This is a genomic window from Methanomethylovorans sp., from assembly GCF_041305605.1.
Lineage (GTDB): Archaea > Halobacteriota > Methanosarcinia > Methanosarcinales > Methanosarcinaceae > Methanomethylovorans.
The window spans coordinates 1-15,072 of record NZ_JBFYLB010000148.1 but is presented as its reverse complement, the minus strand read 5'-3'; the positions used below and the strand labels follow the sequence as shown (position 1 = coordinate 15,072).

General features: G+C 46.1%; 15 protein-coding genes. 6 read left to right on the top strand and 9 right to left on the bottom strand.

Going from position 1 to position 15,072, the window contains the following annotated elements:
* The 5 genes from ACCM36_RS09400 to ACCM36_RS09380 form a co-directional block, all read right to left on the bottom strand.
* A partial coding sequence (locus tag ACCM36_RS09400; protein WP_370573498.1) for a dihydropteroate synthase occupies positions 1–566 on the bottom strand: 566 nt, incomplete at its 3' end.
* A gap of 68 nt (positions 567–634) precedes the next feature.
* Entirely contained in the window at positions 635–1,558 is a 924-nt protein-coding gene (locus ACCM36_RS09395; protein ID WP_370573496.1) for a bifunctional methylenetetrahydrofolate dehydrogenase/methenyltetrahydrofolate cyclohydrolase, read from the bottom strand.
* Complete coding sequence (gene glyA / locus ACCM36_RS09390; protein WP_370573495.1) at positions 1,518–2,753, bottom strand: serine hydroxymethyltransferase; 1,236 nt, start codon at positions 2,751–2,753, stop codon at positions 1,518–1,520. The genes ACCM36_RS09395 and glyA overlap by 41 nt, the downstream gene beginning before the upstream one ends.
* A gap of 36 nt (positions 2,754–2,789) precedes the next feature.
* Positions 2,790–3,398 carry a phosphoribosylglycinamide formyltransferase gene (purN, locus tag ACCM36_RS09385; RefSeq protein ID WP_370573494.1) on the bottom strand — a complete coding sequence of 203 codons (609 nt, stop codon included), beginning with the start codon at positions 3,396–3,398 and terminating at the stop codon, positions 2,790–2,792.
* A 68-nt stretch (positions 3,399–3,466) separates the two neighbouring features.
* The gene (locus ACCM36_RS09380; protein ID WP_370573493.1) at positions 3,467–4,429 is read right to left on the bottom strand and encodes a transcriptional regulator; all 963 of its coding nucleotides are present in this window, start codon (positions 4,427–4,429) and stop codon (positions 3,467–3,469) included.
* A 129-nt stretch (positions 4,430–4,558) separates the two neighbouring features.
* On the opposite strand from ACCM36_RS09380, the gene ACCM36_RS09375 reads away from it, so the two are divergent.
* A complete protein-coding gene (locus ACCM36_RS09375; protein ID WP_370573492.1) occupies positions 4,559–5,842 on the top strand; it encodes a DUF1743 domain-containing protein in 1,284 nt (427 codons plus the stop codon).
* Positions 5,843–5,844: 2 nt separating this feature from the next.
* Here the strand turns inward: ACCM36_RS09375 and ACCM36_RS09370 are convergent, their stop codons facing one another.
* Entirely contained in the window at positions 5,845–6,624 is a 780-nt protein-coding gene (locus ACCM36_RS09370) for an NAD+ synthase (protein WP_370573491.1), read from the bottom strand.
* A gap of 128 nt (positions 6,625–6,752) precedes the next feature.
* Here ACCM36_RS09370 and ACCM36_RS09365 point away from each other — a divergent pair, with 128 nt between their 5' ends.
* Positions 6,753–7,232, top strand: a complete 480-nt coding sequence (locus ACCM36_RS09365; RefSeq protein ID WP_370573490.1) for an NOB1 family endonuclease — start codon at positions 6,753–6,755, stop codon at positions 7,230–7,232.
* Positions 7,233–7,302: 70 nt separating this feature from the next.
* The gene (locus tag ACCM36_RS09360; RefSeq protein WP_370573489.1) at positions 7,303–7,914 is read left to right on the top strand and encodes an orotate phosphoribosyltransferase-like protein; all 612 of its coding nucleotides are present in this window, start codon (positions 7,303–7,305) and stop codon (positions 7,912–7,914) included.
* A gap of 47 nt (positions 7,915–7,961) precedes the next feature.
* Here the strand turns inward: ACCM36_RS09360 and ACCM36_RS09355 are convergent, their stop codons facing one another.
* Entirely contained in the window at positions 7,962–10,085 is a 2,124-nt protein-coding gene (locus tag ACCM36_RS09355) for an OB-fold nucleic acid binding domain-containing protein (RefSeq protein ID WP_370573488.1), read from the bottom strand.
* 366 nt (positions 10,086–10,451) lie between these two features.
* Between ACCM36_RS09355 and ACCM36_RS09350 the strand changes: the two genes are divergently transcribed.
* Entirely contained in the window at positions 10,452–11,222 is a 771-nt protein-coding gene (locus ACCM36_RS09350) for an SPFH domain-containing protein (protein ID WP_370573487.1), read from the top strand.
* Between the two features lie 13 nt (positions 11,223–11,235).
* Positions 11,236–12,549, top strand: a complete 1,314-nt coding sequence (locus ACCM36_RS09345) for a nodulation protein NfeD (protein WP_370573499.1) — start codon at positions 11,236–11,238, stop codon at positions 12,547–12,549.
* A gap of 14 nt (positions 12,550–12,563) precedes the next feature.
* On the opposite strand, the gene ACCM36_RS09340 is transcribed toward ACCM36_RS09345, so the two are convergent.
* Together ACCM36_RS09340 and hisH are read right to left on the bottom strand one after the other, a co-directional pair.
* Positions 12,564–13,892, bottom strand: a complete 1,329-nt coding sequence (locus ACCM36_RS09340; RefSeq protein ID WP_370573486.1) for an AIR synthase-related protein — start codon at positions 13,890–13,892, stop codon at positions 12,564–12,566.
* 9 nt (positions 13,893–13,901) lie between these two features.
* Positions 13,902–14,510 (bottom strand): imidazole glycerol phosphate synthase subunit HisH, encoded by a 609-nt coding sequence (gene hisH, locus ACCM36_RS09335; protein ID WP_370573485.1) that lies wholly within the window; start codon positions 14,508–14,510, stop codon positions 13,902–13,904.
* A gap of 134 nt (positions 14,511–14,644) precedes the next feature.
* Between hisH and ACCM36_RS09330 the strand changes: the two genes are divergently transcribed.
* The coding region (locus tag ACCM36_RS09330) for a carboxypeptidase regulatory-like domain-containing protein (RefSeq protein ID WP_370573484.1) at positions 14,645–15,072 on the top strand (428 nt) is incomplete at its 3' end.

Sequence of the window (15,072 nt, the reverse complement as noted above, 5' to 3'; positions counted from 1 at the left end):
ACCCATTTGCCAATGGCAGGATCAAGGATGAGCTTGCTGGTGTCCATGCCTTTGTCATGTGCCTGCCTAATGATGCCGGCCAGGGAGTCCATTATGGCATTCATTCCTATCGGATCACCAGGGACCTTATCAGTAGCCATAGCCACTACAGGGCAATTATGGTCCACCACTGCATCCAGCATCTCCTCATCGGATTTGAAACCGGAAACATCATTGATCATATCGGCTCCCAGTTCAAGAGCCCTTTCGGCGATGTCAGCAAACATCGTATCCACAGAAATGAGGACATCTACGTTATCTTTAAGAATATTCAGTGCAGGCCCAAGCCTTTGCATTTCCTCTTCCCTGCTTATCACAGGCTTTGCAAGCATCCATGTGGAACGTGCTCCTATATCCAGGATAGTGGCACCACTGTCCACCATACTGTGTGCCTTGTCCAGTATGGAGTCTATGTTCACCACAGATGACTTATAAAATGACTCATGGCTGAGGTTTAAAACTCCCATTATCCTTACAGGGTGTTCGTCACCAACTTTCAAGCCGCAGATATCTGCATCAACAAACATTTTCTACCTGAAAAAGTATGAGGTCAATGAATATTTAATATTGATTCTCCTATTTATTTCTCTTTATATTAGTTTTTAGAGGTGTCTTTAGCTGCCATTAGTACATGCTGCATGAGTATGGAGATCGTCATAGGCCCCACACCTCCGGGTACCGGGGTTATGAGTGAGGCTTTCTTGATCACGTTCTCAAAGTCCACATCACCGTATACCTTTCCATCCTCTTCGGTGATCCCTACATCAAAAACGACAACACCCTCTTTTACCATATCGGCCTTGATAAGGTGTTTAACGCCTGTACCAACTACAAGTATGTCTGCATCCAGAGTATATTGTTTCAGGTTTCTGGTGAAGACATGGCATACTGAAACAGTGGCGTTGCGGTTTATCAGCATTGCAGCCATGGGTTTTCCTACAACGTTGCTGTGTCCGACAACCACAGCATGTTTTCCCTGTATCTGGACACCATGCTCTTCCATTGCCCGGATTACTCCTTTTGGAGTGCATGGTACAAGGCCCTCATTACCTATGAGGAGATTTCCCATGTTGTACGGATGAAAACCATCTGCATCCTTTTTAGGGTCTATGGCCAGCATGGCTTCCTTGTCGTTAAGGTGTCGTGGAAGAGGTAATTGTAGCAGGATTCCGTTAATGTCTTCTCTCAGGTTGAGCTGCTTTATGTGGGCTATAAGCTCTTCCTGTGAGATCGAGGCTGGAAGGTCGTGGTCTTCTGCATGTATCCCTGTCCTTTCACATGCTTTGTGCTTAAGGCGTACATACATTTTTGAAGCAGGGTCTTCTCCAACCAGAATGGTAGCGAGGCCCGGAATTACGCCCCTTTCGGCTTTAAGTGCCTCTACGCCCTTCTTTACTTCTTCCTCCACCTTCTTTGCAAGGCTGCGCCCATCGATAATCCTCGTACTATATTCCACGTCCACCACGGCATCCACCTCTTTACCTGTATATGGGGAATCTGCTGCAGAGCTGTTCCACATCAGAGCTGGTTTCCATTAGAGCTTGTTCATTGCCAATGTTAAGGATCACATTCTCTATGAAACCGGCAATGTCTACCATTTCCATTTCTTTCATGCCACGGGTGGTTGATGCAGGGGTGCCTATCCTGATACCGCTGGTAATGAACGGGCTTCTGGTCTCAAAAGGTATGGTGTTCTTGTTGAGGATGATACCAGCCTTGCTCATAGATGCCTCTGCATCTTTTCCAGTGATGTCGAACTTATTGAGATTCAGGAGCATTACGTGGTTATCCGTACCTCCTGACACTATATTGAAATCCCTCTCAATGAGGCTCTCAGCGAGCATCTTCGCATTCTTGACGGTCTGGTCCTGGTCCTGTCTGAACTGCTTGCTCTGTGCTTCCTTGAAGGCCACGGCTTTTGCAGCTATCACATGCATGAGAGGTCCTCCCTGTATTCCCGGGAATATGGCCTTGTCAAGTGCTTTAGCATATTCTTCCTTGCACATGACCATTCCGCCTCTTGGTCCACGCATGGTTTTGTGAGTGGTTGTTGTGACGAAATCAGCATACGGTACAGGGCTTGGGTGTACTCCAGCTGCCACAAGTCCGGCAATATGGGCAATATCAGCCAGCAGATATGCACCAACTTCATCAGCAATCTCTCTGAAACGCTTGAAGTCAAGGGTACGGGAATAAGCAGATGCGCCACACACGATCATCTTGGGTTTTGTCTGTTTTGCTATCTCCATAAGTGCATCATAGTCCAATGCCTCTGTTTCCCTGGATACTCCATAAGGCACTATCTTGTAAAGCTGGCCGGCGAAATTAACCGGGCTTCCGTGGGAAAGATGGCCTCCGTGTGAAAGGTCCATGGACATTATGGTGTCTCCTGGTTTGATTACGGAGAAGTATACCCCCATATTGGCACCTGAACCGGAGTGGGGTTGCACGTTCACATGCTCTGCACCGAATATGGCCTTTGCTCTATCTCTTGCAAGGTTCTCGGCAATATCTACGAATTCACAACCACCATAATATCTCTTACCCGGATAACCTTCTGCATATTTGTTCGTCATTATCGAGCCCTGTGCTTCCATGACCGCACGACTCGTATAGTTCTCAGATGCTATCAGGTTGAGTTTGTAGTCCTGGCGGTTCGCTTCAAGCTTCAGTGCTTCAGCGATCTCGGGGTCTATCTCTGAAATATAGGACATGGTATCATCCAATTACAAGTTTTTTTAAGGTTAGTTCTATCTGCGTAGTACAATCCTGCCATCCACTTTAAGTTTACCCTCAGTGAACAGTTTTACTGCTTCGGGGAATATCCTGTGTTCCTGCTCCAGTATCCGCGAGGCAAGAGTGCTCTCTGTATCATTATCTTTCACAGGTACGCAACTCTGGAGTATTATGGGCCCGCTATCCATTCCCTCATCAACGAAATGCACAGTACATCCTGCGACTTTGACGCCATATTCAAGTGCCTGCCAAGGACCATGCAGACCTTTAAAAGAAGGAAGCAGTGCAGGATGTATATTCATAATCCGATCTTTATAAGTCCGGATCACTTCACTCCCTAAGATCCTCATATATCCTGCAAGCAGCACAAGATCCACGTCATATCGCTGCAATGTTTCAATTATTTCTTTTTCAAAATCCAGTTTGTTTCCGTGAGCGCGCGGATCTATAAAAACAGCATCTATCCCATGCATTTTTGCACGTGTGAGGGCATAAGCATCTTTCACATCACTGATGACCACGCTGAGCTTTACGTCCTTTAAATAGCCGCTCTCCACATGATCAATGATGGACTGAAGATTGGAACCTCTGCCTGATACTAAAACTCCTATGTTGGTGGTCATTATAGGCTCTTAAAGTACCTTCATATAATTAGATTTTTGGATTTGGTCCACAACCGAGTTAAAAAATATCAATGTTTTTTGCACTTTGTCTTCTCATCAATAAGGCTTACGAACTCCTCAGGTCCGGCTATCCTGTCCAGCTCTTTTTCCTCAATAAGCACTGTATTTTCCACAGTATCCGACTTGCTTGGACCTTTTATTATAAAGACAGACCGTGTCTGTGTCACACTGGAGATGCTGCTCATCAGATCAGCTCTTTTTATCATCGCACTGCTGTAAGTACTGACTCCTGTAAGCATTGTATCGTGGTTATCTTTGGATATAGCTTTGAAGGGTGCTTGCGATGTTGAAACCACCTGGTAACCCAGAGAATGCAGCAGATCAAGAACGTTATCTTCTTCGGGATATTTTTTTTCCTCAAGTGGCATTGGCGGTTCTTGAAGCTTCTTTTCAAAAGCCTGCAGGATATCTATGGCCTTTGCGAGCGCAACATCCAGTAATTCTTCGAGGTGTAATACTACATCTATGGATGCATCCATTCCGCCTTCTTCGTATTTACTGATGGTTCTTCTGGAAACTCCCAATTCAGAGGCCAGGCTGCCCAGGGACATTGCCTGTCTCGTACGTGCTTCTTTCAGGACGTCACCATCTATGGACACATACAACCCACCAGGTGCTGCAGATACAAGTGGAGGTACATTCTCCACAAAGTAATCAAAAAGTGTCTGCACATTAACCGCAGGTATCTCATATCTCATATATACTACGCTGTCTTCAAGCATCTGATCCCGGGTTTTTGCTCCCACAAGAATTGCTGAGCCACCCAGATATCTTGCAAGTGCTTTCATTTCATGGGCGGTTTCTTCGTTCAGCCCGTCTATATTGAACAGTACTTTGCAAAAAAGCAAGGTATTATCTTTCCGTGCAGCAAGATCAAAACTCCTCGGGCGGATGTTACAACGCTTTGAGACAATGAAGTTTGCCTGTCTCAGTACATCTACGATTTGATGCATGAGGATGTCTTTTGTCATGACTAACAAATGATTGTTTGCGCATCTATATATTCTTTTGCTATTATCCTTTTGTCCTTTATTCGCTTCCCTGCAGAAAACTTAATTGTATGCAACTCATCAGTAACCCAAATAACCAAGGCCACGACCATGATAATAGGCATAGATGATACGGATTCAAGGGAAGGTATGTGCACAACATATCTAGGAGCCCTGCTCATGGAAGAACTGAGGCAGTATGGCACGATAGTGGAACTCCCCGTGCTTGTTCGCCTCAATCCCACTATTCCTTACAAAACCAGAGGCAATGCATGCGTAGGCATAAAAATAGCAACCTCTTGTCCGGATAAGGTAATGGAGCATGTTATTTCCAGGATATCAACAATGTCAGCAATGGAATGTGAAATGACAAATCCGGGAGTAGTCTTCATACAGGACGCTGAATATGAAAGTTTCAGGGAGGTCCTGGGCACTTTTTTCCAGCGCGCTGTACGGGAGGTTCTTTCAATTGAAGAGGCAAAGTCCCTTATTGCAAAAACCGGCCTGCAGTCCAAAGGGTTCAAGAATGGACGAGGCCTCATAGGCGCGTTAGCTGCCTGTGGTTCTATACTTAATCCGGGATGGGACCATACTTTTGAGTATCTGGCCTACAGGCAAAGAGAGAAATGGGGTACACCCAGAAATGTAGATAAAAATAGTTTCTTCATTGCCGACAGTGTCACTTATCCCGAGACATGGGACACTGTTGATGTATCTAATGGACTTGTAGTCTGTGTACCCCATTCTCCGGACCCGGTGCTCTATGGTATCAGGGGCAGGAATCCGAACGTAGTGAAAAGAACAGCAGAAATGATAGGTTCAGAACCCCTGAAAATGTCATGTGTATACTGCACCAACCAGGGAACTGACATGCATTTGATACCTGTTGACAGTATACCTGAGATGGAGGAGATGCATTCTTACATAGTATCAGGTTTCGTATCAGGTGATCTATTTACGATACCAGGTGGACATACCATTTTTTCTATCTCTGATGGCAGTGGTACTTCTCTCGAATGCACGGCCTTTGAGCCAACGAAGGATTTCAGATCATTGGTACGCAAGCTCGTTCAAGGTGATTTTGTTAAGGTTTACGGAAGTTTCATGAACAAAGCTCTGAATATCGAAAAGATAGAGATAGTATCTCTTGCACCTTTGGTAGTTTCCCATAATCCCGAATGTCCTTCCTGCGGAAAAAGGATGGAGTCTGCAGGTCGGGGGCAAGGATACAGATGCAGGAAATGTGGTACCAAAGCAGCAGCTTTAGTGCAGGTGGAACTAAAAAGGGACATTGAGTCAGGTATGTACGAGGTGCCCCCATGTGCCCGTAGGCATCTGGCTAAACCCCTTGTCAGACTCCAGGATCCTTCAGTAAAAATCTTCCCTTCCAGGTGATCTTATCTCAGATTTCCAAGGTCTGCTATCTGTGGTGTTTTCAGTTTGTGCGCATTCGTTTTGATCCTGTGCATCACTGAATCTGCCTGTTCCTTTGTAATACCCACAGTGTTCTTTGCGACATCGGTTGTCTCTCCCTCAAGCAGCAGTGAAAGGAACCTGTCCACTTCTTTATAGGTAATGCCCAGTTCTTTTTCATCGGTCTGGCCACTCCAAAGCCCGGCAGAAGGTGCTTTGGTGATGATGGCTTCAGGAATTCCCATCGAGGCGGCAAGCTCCCACACATCTGTCTTATACATATCCCCAATGGGTAGGATGTCTACTCCCCCATCGCCATGCTTTGTGAAATAACCCAGCAGCAATTCTGTTTTGTTGCCTGTACCTACGACTATCCCGTTGAGCAAGTTGGCATGGTAATAAAGCACTGACATCCGGATACGGGCCTTAAGGTTCCCTTTGGCGTGGGCTGTGGCTTTGTCCCCATCCGGCATGTTCTCAAGGTAAGCCGTGAGCATCCCTGAAATATCTATGGTCTTGAACTGTATGCCTAATCTGTGAGCCACTTCGGTTGCATCAAGCACATCTTCCGCAGGTGTGAGATTAAGTTCAGGAAGGTGTATACCCAGTACTTTATCCTTGCCAAGGGCCTCCACAGCTAAATATGCTGCAAGTGCGGAATCGATCCCCCCGCTGATACCAAGGACAACTCCTTCTGCATTTGCTTCCCTTACTTTTTCTCTTATAAATCCAACAATTACTTCCCTTGCTTTTTCCGTGTCCATGTTCCCATCCTCTGTAATGGCCTGATATATGATCTTCTATTCTATTTCTGTTCTTATTGCTGCATCCTACTTAAAATAAAGTTTCCCGCTCAAAGGTTTAATCTATCTGGAAGTTCTAATGCAGCTGCATGCCTCTTTATATAGCGGACTCTGCTGTCTTCATCATGGGAAAACCAGTTGATGCTATTTGTACCATCACCGTTCCTTCAGTGGTGAATGAGCTCAAAAGCAGTGAGTCAAGGCTTCGCTTTGACCTTGCAAGAGAACAGGGCCTGGGGGTGGAATTACCTTCGCAGGAGGCGCTTGACAGGGTTGCAGAGGTTTCCGGGATATCAAAGGACCATGAGGAGCTATCCAGAACTGATATTGAAGTACTTGCCAAAGCCTATGACTTCAGGAAAGAAGCAGTGCTCCTTACGGATGATTACGCAGTGCAGAACGTTGCCAGCATCCTGGGCATAAAAGTAGAGCCGGTCGTCCAGAAGAAAATAAAGGACGTACTTATATGGCAGAAAGTTTGCATTGGATGTAAACGGAAGTTCGATTCGGGAGATGTATGCCCTATATGTGGCTCTCCCATGAAAAAAGGACGCAAAAGAAAATTATAACAATACTTGTATATGCAGTAATGACATCTTTATAGTAATACCCGTTAAGAAGATCACAGGCAGGGATCACATGAAGAATATAGAGAATCTGATTCAGAAAGCAGTGGAGTTACAGTCCAACGGGCTTACCTCAAGACAAATAGCAGATGAGCTTAACGTTTCCAGGGATACTGTGACCTGGCTTCTCACCCGTGCAAAGAAAGATGTAAGTACTCCTGCACCTAAGGATATTTCTGTGAACTGGACCAACATAGGCAAGAACGCTTACAGGTTGCGTAACATTTCAAAAGTGCTCTGTGATATGGTATTGGAGACATTGGAGCAGACAGACGATGATGTCGATCTCATTGTGGGCATCGGGCTTAGCGGTGTGCCGCTAGCAAGCCTTATGGCAGAAGAGCTGGGTACTGACCTTGCAGTATTCCATGTGCATTATGATCCGGCTGATGATCGGAACCTAAAGGGTGATTTCAGCGGGAACTTCAGTGATGTGAGGGGTAAGAAATGTGTCATTGTCGATGATGTTATTACGAGTGGTTCCACTATGATGGCAGTGATCCAACGCCTCCGGGAAGAAGATTGCAAACCTGTTACAATAGCGGTCCTTGTGGACAAGAAAGGTGCTGAAGTCATTTCCGATGTGCCGGTAAGGGCACTGGTGCGCATAGTCCGTGTGGACTGATCAATGCGACAGTAAATATTTAAAAATGAACGCAGTTGGAAGGGTTTTTATTCCACTTCCACTGATCCTATCTTTTCGGCAAGTTTTGCCAGTACCTGGGTGCGCATTCCTTCTACGAACTTTATGCTGCCCACCACAAGGTGTCCTCCTCCGTTGACGCCACCGCCTTCGATCTCATCATGCAGTTCTCTGACCATTCTTGGTATGTTCATTTTGACGTACTTGGATCTGATCACAGCAAAGTCAGGGCCATATCCCAGAGTGACAACTGGCTGACCTTCGTATTTCCGACAAAGTCTGTCGTGCACTTCACCGGAAGTTTTCCCGGGTGGAGGGAATGTGAATTTATGAGCGAAGTTCTCAACATCCAGAACGTTAAGTATAGCACCGTTTGGAAGTTTCTGGGCTTTTACATGTGCCAGGCATGCTTCAAGCTGCTCGTTGATCATGCCATTGGCCTGTTCACAGAACAGGCTGACAAGTTTTTGATGCGTATTATGGTCTCCCATATCCAGTATATCGTCAACTATCCCCCTACCACTGCTGAATTTGAGCCAGTAGGCTGCATAGTCCAATGCAAGTGCCATATCCTTCAGATCCTGCAATGAGTACCTGTCGGACACCAGTTTTATGTAATCTCTTGCTTCTTCTGAATCAGCACGGTCTCCAACACCTGCAACGGCAGGAAGGTGCAGGATCTCTTTCTCAATCTCCGGGTTTATCATACGGGCAACTTCAGTACAGAGCATACCTGCAGTGATGCTGTAATCCCCTCCCACATGTGCCGGATTGACATGAGCTTTGAGGAATTCGTCAACTTCCTTATCCGGATGGTGGTGGTCTACGACAACCATGTCTATATTGTATACCTTAGCTATCCTGAAAGAAGGCAGATCTTCCAGGGTAGAACCATTGTCCACGCTTACCACCAGGGGCATTTTCTGCCCGTGCCTGACGGTATCTTCCAGAGCAAAGGAGACGTCCCTGGTCACATCGGTCAGTTCGTAGAACGGAGCCTTTGAAGGAGCCCTTTTGTAGAAATAATATTCTCCATCTGAGCCATTCACTTCTTTTATGAGCGGGAGTATGGCCCTCTCAATGGCAACAGCTGCTGTCATACCATCGGCATCAGCATGGTGTCTCAGAAGGATGGGCTTGGACTTGATGACGGCTTTACGTATCTCTTTTGCAACCTGTTTCATGGCTGGCCTGAGCTTCTCCAGCACGTCGCTCTTTACCAGGAAATTGATCTCATGGGGTTCTGCCCTGCTGTCAATAGCATCTTCTATACGCTTTCTTATAACGGTTTCCTTGTCTCCGGTCAACCGTTTCATGCTACGAACTTCAAGCTGAACGTTCTCTCCCCTAAGCTGCACTTCTCCCGTAACAGATACTATCATGTCAGCATCTATGTGCGGATATGCTCTTTCTCCAGCACTTTCAAAGGCTGCGGCAGATATTTGGCCGGTCTCATCATCAATGGTAAATATAGTCGGACCTGCTGTTTGCTTTACCTGTATCACTTCGCCATGCACTCTGACGGCCTTGCCTACGTTTTCGGAGAGTTTTGATGAGTTGAAGTCTGGTAGTTCCTTTTCTATCTCCACGGTCTGGTAGGTATTGATGGTCCTTGGAAGAAGGTCCAATTTATTATTGTTCCTTATTTCCTTCACGCTTACCACGAGACTGTCTCCGAGCTTTGGTGTTTCTTTTATATTGCTCGAATGGATCAGTCCCCGCAGGTTTGAGTTAATATCGACGAAAGTTCCAAAGGCAACGTTGCTGTTAACAACGCAATGGTACAGTTTTCCGATCTCTATCTCGTCGATGGTACAGGAATCATCAAGCTTATAGACTACCTGTTTCTTGCTGCAGCTTTCACATACTTCCTCTCCATCCACAAGTCTGTCTATGGATGAACCGCATGTCTTACAAGAGTACAGGACACCTTTTCCTTTACAAGTCTTGCAAGCATCTTTTTCTTCGATATCTCCGGTTCCCCCGCATTTTGTACATGCTGAACCACTGCTGAGGAAACTTGAAACGTCTTTTTCGGAGAGTTTCATGAAATCTACTGATTTGGATTTCCCGCTACCTTTACATTCCGGGCATTTCTTCGAGGAGGTGACAATGTATCCCTTTCCCTCGCACTCTGGACATCTTTCGCTCATTTTATCATGCTTTAAATGGAATATGTGGGATTTATGTCTTTGGTCTCCAGCTGTGCAAAGTATGCACAAAAATCGATATCAAGCCACACTTGATACTATTTGTATGAGTTTGCAATTTCACACAACAAAATCAATCAGGTTAATAAACCATAAAATCATCTTATAACTTGTTGGGTCTGAAATCCAGGAAATTGTTTGCTTTCATGCTTTCGTGTACATCCCCTCAAACAAGCGCTTCGGACCCAAACTCCTTTCTTTTGTAATCATGAACGACAACCATTAAGTTTTTAACATGTGATGACCCTTTACTTATAAACGAGCAACTATTAGGCAGGTAACTATTTCACTGCTTGAAAGGGAGGCACTATGGCGTTATTCGATTTTCTTTTTCCATTACTTATTGTAGCAATTTTTATTTTATCAAAAGCGATCAAGATAGTTAATGAATATGAACGTGTAGTTATTTTCCGCTTAGGACGACTAAGCGGTATTAAAGGCCCAGGTCTGTTCCTTATAATTCCCATCATAGACACGGTGGTGAAAATTGATCTGCGTGTGGTGACCATCGATGTACCCAAGCAGAATGTCATAACCAAGGATAATGTTACAGTGGATGTGGATGCAGTGGTCTATTACAAGGTTGTGGAACCCTCTTCTGCCGTCAATGAAGTAGAAAACTACAAGTACGCTACTTCCACTCTGTCCCAGACCACATTGCGTGATGTGATCGGTCAGATCGAACTGGATGAACTGCTTTCCAAAAGGGAGGAGATCAATAGAAGCATCCAGGAAATGCTTGATGTATCTACCGATCCATGGGGTATCAAGGTCACAGGCGTTACTCTCAGGGATGTAAAAATAGATGATACCATGCTGCGTGCCATTGCAAAGCAGGCTGAGGCAGAGCGTGAGAAACGTGCGCGTATCATCCTCGCAGAAGGCGAGTACATAGCTGCCGAGAAGATGCAACAAGCTGCACAGTTATACCAGAATATGCCCGCGGGACTTAAACTGCGTGAATTGCAGACCATAGCCGAGGTGGCAAGAGAGAAGAACCTTATCGTGATTTCCAGTTCTATGGAAATTGGCGGGATGGCGGCTATGTCGAAGGCATTTAGTGACAAGAACAAGAGCTGATGGAAAGATCGGGATGATATCCAGATTTGGGATCTCTTTTTTCCTTTTCTTATTTTTTTTGTTCTGCATACCCCATGTCGGCGCTGCTGAACAGGTACTGGTAGTACAGATAGAAGATGCCATTACTCCTGCTTCAGATGATATTTTAGCAGATGCTATAGCGTTCGCCGAAGAAGGCGATTATCAGGCTCTGGTCATCACACTTAACACACCGGGCGGAGTGGTTGATGCTACTCTTGACATGATGGAACAAATAGCTAACACGGATGTGCCTGTAATTGGTTACGTGTATCCGGAGGGTACAAAGGCATGGTCTGCAGGTACTCTTCTTCTCATAAGTACGGATGTGGCAGCTATGGCTCCTTTTACTGTCATAGGCTCAGCCCAGCCGGTCACGATGACACCTTCGGGCTCTGAACCTATAAACGACTCCAAGATAGTGAATGCTCTGGTTGCCATGGCACAGGAAAATGCCCGTAAATACGGGCGCAATGAAACCGCTGCAGGCCAATTCATTACTGAGAACCTCAATTTAAATCCCGAGAAGGCCCTGGAATACGGAGTAATAGAATACATCGCGTCAGATCTCAATGACCTGCTGGAGCAGGTGGACGGGCAGGAGGTCAAAGGTCGGGAACTTAAGACCAGCGAGGCAGATATAGTGTTCTATGAACCGTCCCTCAGACTTTCTTTCATGAATATCATTTCTGATCCTATCATATCCTCCTTGTTATTGTTGCTTGGGGTGTATGCCTTAATATTAGGTCTGTCCCACCCAGGGTTTGGCGGAGAGATCTTTGGTATCATAGCTATATCATTGGGGCTTATAGGCACGGGTTTCGATGTAAATATTGCATCGATATTCCTCATACTGGTAGGTGTGGCATTGATAATACTTGAGTTCCAGTCGCCGGGTTTCGGAGTTTTCGGGATTGCAGGGCTTGTGTGCATAGTTGCAGGAAGTATACTGCTTGCACCTACAGATTTCCCCAGGAACTATACGCCTGCTGAATTCCAGCAGACGATCATCCTTTCGGTGGTGGCTCCAACTATAGTTATTGGTATTTTCCTGCTGTTCGTCCTGTATAAGATCGCTGTGGTGCGCCATTCTAAGCCAAAGTTCGGCGAGCTTGTAGGAGATATTGCTGTTGCCGATGATCCCTTCGTACCCGGTGAATTCGGATATGTGAGGCATAAAAGCGAGATATGGAAGGCACGTTCTGAAGACACTATAGAAAAAGGGGATAAGGTCGAGATCATGGGAAAGGATGGAACGGTCCTGATCGTAAAAAAGATCGATGAAAAATACGGCCTATCAGAAAAGTGATCTGCTTTTTTTATTTAAGCAGATCCTCTTTTTATCATTTCCACTATCCTGCGCTTTTTCTCGATGGCATTCTCCGCTGCCCTGTCAATTGCATGTTTCATTTCAAGGAAGTCCCGGGGCTCTTCTTCTCCTATCATTTTTTTGATAGGGGTGTATGCAGATTCCCTGAAACGGGGTGTGAAATCCCTTATCTCTCCGGCTATCCTTATCTCTGCACCGGACCCTTTCTCCACACGCCCTATGATGTCAATAGCAACGCCTGCTTCTTTTACAACATGCATGATGTCCTGAGCATATTCCTGTGGGGCTATGATGAGCAGGGCATCAAGTGAGACTCCCAGATAATCTATCTTCAGGGATTCGAGCATGTCAAGTACCACTGGGTTTACAAGGGCTCTCATTTTCTCTTCTTCGAAGATCAGTTTCACACCTGCGGTCTTTGATATTTCTTTTGCATCACCACGGATTCCACCGTTAGTGACATCCGTCATGGCATGAATATGTGGCAACAGGCCAGAAGCTATGAGGGCTTCACATGCTTCCAGGAACTTTACGTTCATGGTCTCATTCACAACATGGTGCATGTTGTAGTAGAGGGCAGTAGTGGAAACAGTTCCTCCGCCTGCACCCTCGGTCATGAGGATCACATCGCCGACCCGTGTCTGGTTGCGGGCTGTAAGGTCTGATGTCGTTCCCACGGCACCCACACCACCGGTCATGCGTTCCCCGATCATCATGTCTCCTCCTATACGGAGCGTACTGCCTGTAATAAGGGGAATACCCGTAAGTTCAGATACTGTGGTGATGCCTGCAATATGGTCAAATATCTTTGCCACATCCCCGTCATCCGCTACATGGATATCTGAGAGCAGAGCAACGGGCCGAGCTCCCATTACATATACATCCCGAAGTGAGGCTCTTGCCACATGGAAACCGGCGAGGAATGAAAAATCGCTAAGTCTTGAGTGTATGCCGTCTATTGTGACTATTATGTACTTATCGGAACCATTACCCAGGACCACGCCGGAATCATCAAGCTGTGCACTATCCACTACGGCTCCGGTCTTCCCTATGACCTCTGCTATCTTCTCATGAGTGTAGAAATCGCCCGTACCCCTCGAACCTACACCGAATTCACCCATAGTGACACCGGATACGGTAGGTTCCAGGATGTCACCTTTCACATTAAGTGTGTTGCGGGCTTCCACGATGGTTGCCTGCGCAAGCCTGCGGGCGTGCTGGGGTGTGGTCTTCTTTACTTCGAGGATCCTGGCTGTGAGCTTATCCTCAAGTTCCGGGTCATTGGCACGTAGCCCCCTTTTTGCATATCCTTCGATATCCATGTTTTTACCTCAACACATTTTTACAAAATTGCGAAGCATCTTCAGACCAATGTCCCCGCTCTTCTCCGGGTGGAACTGCGTTCCCATAACGTTCCCGGAATCATTGACCACTGCAGCTGCAAACTTTTTCCCGTATTCGCATGCTGCCAGTGTGTTCTTCTGTGCAGTATCCACGTAGTAGGAATGTACAAAATAAACATACGATCCGTTGGGAATACCTTCGAACAGGGGATGCTGTTGTGTGATCTGTATAGAGTTCCATCCCATGTGGGGCACCTTGAGTTCAGAATGTGGGAATCTGACTACATCCCCCTTTACAAGTCCCAGGCCGTCAGTTAACCTTCCTTCCTCGGACTGGTCCATAAGTATCTGCTCTCCCAGACAAATGCCCAGCATGGGCTTATCGGAATTCACATATTGCGTAATGGCACCCTTAAGACCTTCGATGTTCTTCATGGCATCCATGAAAGCACCCACCCCAGGCAGGATGACCCCGTCCGCTGCAAGCATCTTTTCGGGGTCACTGGAGATGGAAACAGAGGCACCTGCGTGTTCAAGCCCTTTGTACACACTGCGCAGGTTACCAAGCCCATAGTCTATGATCACGATATTTTTCATCGGGAATTAGAGCTTGTTCCTTGTACATCAATTTAACGAATATGTATAGTTCCGGAATTTTAACTTCTGAATAATATAGTAGAACTTATATACTTTGTATCCTTTTTTAATATGCAACCAATCTGGTGACAAGAATGAAAAACAAAAAGAATGCTACAATTTTGTTACGCAGCGATGATGCTATGGAACTGCCTATAAATATTGTTGTCATGCTGGTCGTGGGGATGGTGGCACTTGCAGCCCTTGTCGCTATTATTCCACCACCTACCAAGAACATGTCGGTCTATATTGATAGTGCAGGTGCCTCGGCCACTACTGCTATAATCATGACCGATGGCAATGCGGTCATAGTGGATTCAGCCACTGCACAGGACCCTTTCTATGTAAGGGTGACGCTCTCAGCTACGGACACTGATGGCAATCCTGTTAGGGATGCCAGCGTAGTGCTGAGAGGCTTGGGCGGGGTTGCAACCAACACCACAGGCAGTGATGGCAGGACGGTGCTTATCACCAATCCGGCAATGGTAACAATGGGACCTAACCAGAACGAAGGCACAATGGA

Bases quoted from the DNA above. Each gene is read 5' to 3' on its own strand.
- ACCM36_RS09395 (WP_370573496.1), bottom strand. From the start codon at position 1,558: ATGTGGAACAGCTCTGCAGCAGATTCCCCATATACAGGTAAAGAGGTG.
- glyA (WP_370573495.1), bottom strand. From the start codon at position 2,753: ATGTCCTATATTTCAGAGATAGACCCCGAGATCGCTGAAGCACTGAAG.
- purN (WP_370573494.1), bottom strand. From the start codon at position 3,398: ATGACCACCAACATAGGAGTTTTAGTATCAGGCAGAGGTTCCAATCTT.
- ACCM36_RS09380 (WP_370573493.1), bottom strand. From the start codon at position 4,429: ATGACAAAAGACATCCTCATGCATCAAATCGTAGATGTACTGAGACAG.
- ACCM36_RS09375 (WP_370573492.1), top strand. From the start codon at position 4,559: ATGATAATAGGCATAGATGATACGGATTCAAGGGAAGGTATGTGCACA.
- ACCM36_RS09370 (WP_370573491.1), bottom strand. From the start codon at position 6,624: ATGGACACGGAAAAAGCAAGGGAAGTAATTGTTGGATTTATAAGAGAA.
- ACCM36_RS09365 (WP_370573490.1), top strand. From the start codon at position 6,753: ATGCCTCTTTATATAGCGGACTCTGCTGTCTTCATCATGGGAAAACCA.
- ACCM36_RS09360 (WP_370573489.1), top strand. From the start codon at position 7,303: ATGAAGAATATAGAGAATCTGATTCAGAAAGCAGTGGAGTTACAGTCC.
- ACCM36_RS09355 (WP_370573488.1), bottom strand. From the start codon at position 10,085: ATGAGCGAAAGATGTCCAGAGTGCGAGGGAAAGGGATACATTGTCACC.
- ACCM36_RS09350 (WP_370573487.1), top strand. From the start codon at position 10,452: ATGGCGTTATTCGATTTTCTTTTTCCATTACTTATTGTAGCAATTTTT.
- ACCM36_RS09345 (WP_370573499.1), top strand. From the start codon at position 11,236: ATGATATCCAGATTTGGGATCTCTTTTTTCCTTTTCTTATTTTTTTTG.
- ACCM36_RS09340 (WP_370573486.1), bottom strand. From the start codon at position 13,892: ATGGATATCGAAGGATATGCAAAAAGGGGGCTACGTGCCAATGACCCG.
- hisH (WP_370573485.1), bottom strand. From the start codon at position 14,510: ATGAAAAATATCGTGATCATAGACTATGGGCTTGGTAACCTGCGCAGT.